Origin of the sequence: Zoogloea sp., from assembly GCF_028693495.1 — a bacterium.
Taxonomy (GTDB): domain Bacteria; phylum Pseudomonadota; class Gammaproteobacteria; order Burkholderiales; family Rhodocyclaceae; genus Zoogloea.
On sequence record NZ_JAQUVG010000031.1, the window covers coordinates 25,075 to 31,753 of the forward strand.

General features: G+C 63.2%; 5 protein-coding genes. All 5 read right to left on the bottom strand.

Annotated elements, in window-relative coordinates:
- Nucleotides 1-11 precede the first annotated feature (11 nt).
- Nucleotides 12-1,718, bottom strand: a complete 1,707-nt coding sequence (gene rpsA, locus PHD22_RS07235) for a 30S ribosomal protein S1 (protein ID WP_299864363.1) — start codon at nucleotides 1,716-1,718, stop codon at nucleotides 12-14.
- 78 nt (nucleotides 1,719-1,796) lie between these two features.
- Entirely contained in the window at nucleotides 1,797-3,758 is a 1,962-nt protein-coding gene (locus PHD22_RS07240) for a bifunctional 3-phosphoshikimate 1-carboxyvinyltransferase/cytidylate kinase (protein WP_299864366.1), read from the bottom strand.
- Between the two features lie 81 nt (nucleotides 3,759-3,839).
- The gene (locus PHD22_RS07245; protein WP_299864369.1) at nucleotides 3,840-4,733 is read right to left on the bottom strand and encodes a prephenate dehydrogenase/arogenate dehydrogenase family protein; all 894 of its coding nucleotides are present in this window, start codon (nucleotides 4,731-4,733) and stop codon (nucleotides 3,840-3,842) included.
- A gap of 12 nt (nucleotides 4,734-4,745) precedes the next feature.
- Entirely contained in the window at nucleotides 4,746-5,843 is a 1,098-nt protein-coding gene (gene hisC, locus PHD22_RS07250) for a histidinol-phosphate transaminase (RefSeq protein ID WP_299864372.1), read from the bottom strand.
- A 21-nt stretch (nucleotides 5,844-5,864) separates the two neighbouring features.
- Nucleotides 5,865-6,679 (bottom strand): prephenate dehydratase (gene pheA, locus PHD22_RS07255; RefSeq protein ID WP_299864375.1); only part of this gene is annotated, 815 nt, incomplete at its 5' end.

The window sequence follows — 6,679 nt, forward strand, 5'->3', positions numbered from 1 at the left end:
GCCCGAGCCGCTTACTTCTGCTCGTTCAGCTTGGCCTTCAGCAGGGCACCCAAGTTGGTGGTGCCGCTGGCAGCGGAAGCGCTGTCGGAAGCCAGCTTGTTCATGGCTTCATTCTGCTCGACCTGATCCTTCGCACGAATAGACAGGTTGATGCCACGCGTCTTGCGGTCCACGTTCACGATCAGGGCCTCAACTTCCTCACCAACCTTCAGCAGCAGGGACAGATCGTCCACACGGTCGCGGGAGAACTCGGACGCACGCAGGTAACCCTCGACGTCGTTATTCAGAAGGATCACGGCGCCACGGGCATCCACGCTCTTCACGGTGCCATTCACGAGGGTGTTCTTGTCGTGGGTGGCAATGAAGTTGGTGAAGGGGTCTCCATCAAGCTGCTTGATGCCGAGGGAGATACGCTCCTTCTCCACGTCGATGTTCAGCACCACGGCCTCGACTTCATCACCCTTCTTGTACTGGCGGACGGCTTCTTCGCCGGTCAGGGACCAGGACAGGTCAGACAGGTGCACCAGACCATCGATGCCGCCTTCCAGGCCAATGAACACGCCGAAATCGGTCAGGGACTTGATCTGACCACGGACCTTGTCGCCCTTCTTGTGGTTGATGGCGAAATCGTCCCACGGGTTGGACATGCACTGCTTCATGCCCAGGGAGATCCGGCGGCGGTCTTCGTCGATCTCGAGGATCATCACTTCGACTTCGTCGCCCAGCTGGACAACCTTGGTCGGGTGGATGTTCTTGTTGGTCCAGTCCATTTCGGACACGTGAACCAGACCTTCGATACCCTGCTCGACTTCCACGAAGGAGCCGTAGTCGGTAATGTTGGTCACCTTGCCGAACAGGCGGGTGCCCTGCGGGTAACGACGGGAGATGCCCACCCACGGATCTTCGCCCAGCTGCTTGAGACCCAGGGAGACGCGGTTCTTCTCCTGGTCAAACTTGAGAACCTTGGCTTCCAGCTCGTCACCGACGGCCAGGACTTCCGACGGGTGACGCACACGACGCCAGGCCAGGTCGGTGATGTGCAGCAGACCATCGATGCCGCCCAGGTCGACGAATGCGCCGTAGTCGGTGATGTTCTTGACGATACCCTTGACGACAGTGCCTTCCTTGAGGGTTTCGAGGAGCTTCTGACGCTCTTCGCCCATGGAGGCCTCGAGGACCGCACGACGGGAAACCACAACGTTGTTGCGCTTGCGGTCGAGCTTGATGACACGGAATTCGAATTCCTTGCCTTCGAAGGGGGTGGTGTCCTTGACGGGACGCATGTCCACCAGGGAGCCCGGCAGGAAGGCACGGATGCCATTGACCATGACGGTCAGGCCACCCTTCACCTTGCCGGTGATCATGCCCTTGACGAGGATAGCGTCGTTCAGCGCCTTGTCGAGGTCGTTCCAGGCGGCAATGCGCTTGGCCTTGTCGCGGGAGAGGCGAGTTTCACCATAGCCGTCTTCGAGCTGCTCGATAGCAACCTGGACGTAGTCGCCAACTTCGGCAGCCACGTCACCGCGATCGGTGCGGAACTCGTCGATGGGAATATAGCTCTCGGACTTCAGACCCGCATTGACGACCACGAAATTCTGGTCGATGCGTACGACTTCGGCGGTGATGACTTCACCTGCGCGCATTTCCTGGCGATTGAGGGACTCCTCAAACAGGGCGGCAAAGCTATCCTCGAAGGAAACAGGGGTGGCAGTGGACATATGGAAAAAGAACCTTACAACCGTTGTGACACGGCGGTTGGTTGGACATGCTTCCACCCCTGAGCGGGGCGAAAGACCCTAGTTACGCAGGAAAGCTGCCTGCCCGACCACGAAATCCACCGCCTGCTGGACGGTCATTTCCGATGTATCAAGGAGGGCAGCATCCTCACATCTCATCAAAGGCGCAGCGGCACGCTGGGCATCCCGCGCATCACGTTCGTGCATATCTTTGAGCAGATCATCGATATTAGCAGGCATTCCCTTATCGATCAACTGCTTATAGCGGCGTTCTGCCCGGGCCTCGGCCGAGGCCGTCAGGAATATCTTGACCCGGGCGTCGGGAAAAATCACCGACCCCATATCCCTACCCTCCGCTACCAGCACGCCCCCCTGCCGATACATACGCTGGCGCCAGAACAGGGCTTCGCGCACCGCCGGCACGACGGCGACCCGGGAAGCACCCACCGAGCACGCTTCGCTGCGGATCGCTTCGGTCACGTCATCACCATCAAGGAACACCCGCCCGCCCTCAAAACGGGCAGGCAGGCAGGCAGCAATCCCCGCCAGTGCCGCCTCGTCATCCAGGCCCGCCCCCTGGCGCAAGGCAGCCAGGGCCACAAGACGATACAAGGCGCCACTGTCCAGGTGATCGAAGCCGAGGGCTGCAGCCACCAGGGCTGCCACAGTCCCCTTGCCGGAAGCCGACGGGCCATCGATGGCCACTACCGGCACAGGTGTGGTGATCCCCGCAAACGTGGTGAAGTACTCCGGAAAGGTCTTGTTGACGCACCTGGGATCGTTGATGCGGACGTAGGATCCACCCAGAGTCGCAAGGGAGAAGCACATGGCCATCCGGTGATCCTCGTAAGTATCGATCACCGCTGGCGCCCGCTGCGCAGGGGGAGTGATCCGGATGCTCTCGGGGAACTCCTCCACCTGAGCACCCAGCTTGCGCAACTCGTTCGCCATGGCGGAAATCCGGTCGGTTTCCTTGACCCGCCAGCTACCAATATTGCGCAGGTGGGTGGGACCTTCCGCATACAAGGCCGCCACGGCCAGCGTCATGGCCGCATCGGGGATATGATTGAGGTCCATGTCGATGGCTTTCAGACGTCCACCAGCGGGTCCCTGCGCTTCGATCCAGTCATCCCCCCAGGTGATCTCCACGCCCATCGCAGCCAGCGCATCGGCGAACTTCACATCCCCCTGGATACTGCGCCGCCCCGCACCCACCACCCGCACCGGACCGCCCCCGAGAGCCCCGGCAGCCAGGAAGTAACTGGCCGAAGAGGCATCCCCCTCCACGGCAATCCGCCCTGGTGACACGTAACTCTGGCCCGCAGCCACGGTAAAGCGATTCCAGCCCTCCTGCTCGACGACGACACCAAAGCGCGCCATCAGGTTAAGGGTGATCTCCACATAGGGACGGCTGATCAGTTCTCCCTCCACCTCGATGACCAAAGGTCTTTCCCGCGCCACCAGCGGTGCAGCCTGCAGCAGGCCGGTCAGGAACTGACTGGAGACATTGCCACGCACGGAAACCCGGTCGGCCGCCAGCAGGGCCGGCTTCAGGGCCAAGGGCGGATAGCCCGCCTGCCCCAGCCACTCGACACGGGCGCCCAACTGCTGCAGGCCATCCACCAGATCTCCGATGGGCCGCTCATGCATGCGCGGCACACCGGACAGGCGAACGGCCGCCTCGGGATCACCACAACCGGACAGGCTCGCCACGATCGCCGGCACCAGGGTGCGGATGCTCAGGCCGGAGTTGCCCACGAACAGGTCGGCCTGTCCGTGAGGAAAACGACCGCCACAGCCAGACACCTGGAGGCCGCCGGCCACGTCCGTGATCTGAACACCCAGCGCGACGATCGCATCCCGCATCACCCGGGTGTCATCCGAATCGAGGAGATCCTCCACCAGGGTTTCTCCCTCCGCCAGGGCCGCAAGCAGCAGCACCCGGTTGGAGATGCTCTTGGAGCCCGGCAGGCGCACGGTTCCAGCAGCCTTCTGCATGGGCGGCAGATCAATGAATTCCATGAAAACTCCTAGTTTCCCCATCGGGGCAAGAATCGGGGGACTTCGACGTCCGGAGAACGACCGCAAAAACCAGCTTTGAGCTCACTCGCCCGAAGGTGGGGCCGGAAAAGCCTTGTCTGCCCAGGCAGTGCGGGCCTGGCTGGCTTCACTGAACACCTGCTCCAGCGCTGGGCCGTCACCGGCCACCAGCAGGGCGCGCAAGTAGGCCAGCTCCGCCAGGTAGGCATCCAGTTCGGCCTGCAGCGAATGGCGGTTGGCCAGGCAGATGTCCCGCCACATCTCCGGATGACTCCCCGCAACCCGGGTGAAGTCCCGGAAACCACTGGCAGCGTAGCTGAAGAGTTGCTCTGCATTGGCCCGTCCGGCCAGATCATGCACGAGTCCGAAGGCCAGAAGATGGGGCAGATGGCTGACTGCAGCAAAAACTCGGTCATGCTCCTGGGGGCTCATTTCGTGAATCAGCGCCCCGCAGGCGGACCAGACCTCCCGCACCCGGGCAACCGCCTCAGGCGCGTTCTCGGGCAGGGGCGTCACCACCACCTTGCGCCCCTGGTAGAGATCGGCGCGGGCCGCCGCCGGGCCGCTTTTCTCGGCACCGGCGATGGGGTGCGCCGGCACGACAGTCCCCAGGTGAGCACCCAGATGCCTGTAGATAGCCTCGATCACATCGCGCTTGGTACTGCCGGCATCCGTCACCAGCGTCCCGGGAGCCAGATGAGCAGCCAGGCTCGCGGCGACTGCATCCATCTGGCCTACCGGCATCGCAAGCAGGACCAGCTCGGCGCCCTCCAGGGCCGACGCCCAGTCGGTGGAAACCTCATCAATGATGCCCAGAGACTTCGCCTGAGCCAGGGGTTCCGGCCGGCGACCGACCCCCACGATCCGGTTCACGAGCCCCGCCCGGCGCAGGGCCAGGGCAACCGAGCCGCCGATCAGACCGACACCACAGACCACCAGCTTGTCGAGCTTCTTCACGCCCCTACCCGCTCAGTCCAGAGCCAGCGGCAAGGCTTCGAGGAAGCGGGCATTCTCGCTCCCAAGGCCAATCGACACCCGCAGCCATTCAGGCATGCCATAACCGCCGATGGGGCGCACGATCACCCCCTGCTGAAGCAGGCGCAGATTGACCCGGGCAGCGTCTCCCACCTTGAAGGCGACAAAATTGCCCGCTGACGGGATCCAGTCCAGGCCGAGACGGTTGAATCCACCCGTCAACTGAGCCATGCCAGCCTGGTTGAGCTCGTAGCTCCGGCGCAGATAGTCTTCATCGAAGAGGGCAGCCGCTGCAGCCGCCAGCGCGGGAATGCACACATTGAAGGGCTGCCGCACCCGGTTGAGCAGGTCAATGACCTTCGGGTTGCCAAGACCATACCCTACCCGTAGCCCGGCCAGCCCATAGGCCTTGGAGAACGTACGGGAAACCAGCAGGTTGGGATAACGCTGCAGCCAGGAAATGGCATCGTAGCGCTGCTCCGGAGCCAGGTACTCGGTGTAGGCCTCGTCCAGGACCACCAGAACGTCCGCCGGCACCCGAGCCAGAAAGGCTTCCAGCTCAGCGCCGGGAATGAAGGTGCCTGTCGGATTATTCGGGTTGGCGATGAACACCACCCGGGTCGCAGGGGTGATCGCAGCCAGCATGGCCTCCAGGTCATGACCGAAATTTCTGGCCGGCACCTGAATGCCCTGCGCCCCCGCCGCCTGAGTCGCCAGGGGATAGACCGCGAACGCATGCTGCGCATACACCGCGGCCCGCCCCGGTCCGAGGAAAGCACCTGCGACCATCTCGAGGATATCGTTGGAACCGTTGCCAAGAACGATCTCATCCATCGCCACGCCATAGCGGCGGCACAGGGCATCCTTCAGCTCGAAACCATTGCCATCCGGGTAGCGAGCCAGCTCGCCGAGCGTTGCCAGGATTGCGTCCCGAGCCTTTTCACCGACACCGAGGGGATTCTCGTTGGACGCCAGCTTGACGATGGACGACTCCGCCAGCCCCATCTCACGAGCCAGCTCGGCAATCGGCTTGCCGGGCTGATAAGGGGAAATCGCCTGAATGTGGGCAGGGGCCAGGTCACACAAATGCATGCGGAAAGACTCCGGAAAACGTCAATACACGGCCTGGGGGTAGGACCCCAGGATCTTCAGGTAAGCAGCACGACCAGCCAGGGAACCCAGCGCAGCCTTGACGGCAGGGTCGTCCCGGTGGCCTTCGATATCCACATAAAAAACATATTCCCAGAGGGCTGCCCGGGCCGGGCGGGATTCCAGACGGTTCATGGATACTCCCGCATCCGCCAGGGGTGCGAGCAATTCATGAACCGCACCGGGACGGTTGGCCGCCGACATGATCAGGGAAGTCTTGTCGCTCCCCGTCCGCCCCGCGTCATGACGCCCGAGAACCAAGAAGCGGGTGGTGTTGTTGGGCTCGTCCTCGATGCTCTCTACAAGACGGGGCAGGTCGTAGCGTTCGGACGCTGCCTCGCCGGCGATGGCCGCAGCACCCGGCTCCTCCGACGCCAGCCGGGCCGCCTCTGCATTGCTGCCCACGGAGATCCGCGGCACGCCGGGCAACATCCGGTTGAGCCACTCGTGGCACTGGGCCAGGGACTGGGCATGGGAATACACCTTCCGCACTGCCGCCAGCTCGGTTTCGCGGGTCATGAGATGCTGATGGATGCGCAACACGACCTCGCCGCAGATCTTGAGAGGCGAACCGAGCAGCAGGTCCAGCGTGCGTCCCACCGCACCCTCGGTGGAGTTCTCCACGGGCACGACACCGTAATGGGCGTGCCCCGCCTCCACTTCGCGGAAGACGTCATCGATGGCCGCCTGAGGGGCCAGCCGCGCCGCATGACCGAAATGCTTGACCGCCGCGCTTTCGGAGAACGTCCCCAAGGGCCCCAGGAAGGCGACACCCAGCG

What these genes read in the sequence shown, in the direction of transcription:
- PHD22_RS07240 (WP_299864366.1), bottom strand. Translation starts at nt 3,758, where the DNA reads ATGGAATTCATTGATCTGCCGCCCATGCAGAAGGCTGCTGGAACCGTG.
- hisC (WP_299864372.1), bottom strand. Translation starts at nt 5,843, where the DNA reads ATGCATTTGTGTGACCTGGCCCCTGCCCACATTCAGGCGATTTCCCCT.
- rpsA (WP_299864363.1), bottom strand. Translation starts at nt 1,718, where the DNA reads ATGTCCACTGCCACCCCTGTTTCCTTCGAGGATAGCTTTGCCGCCCTG.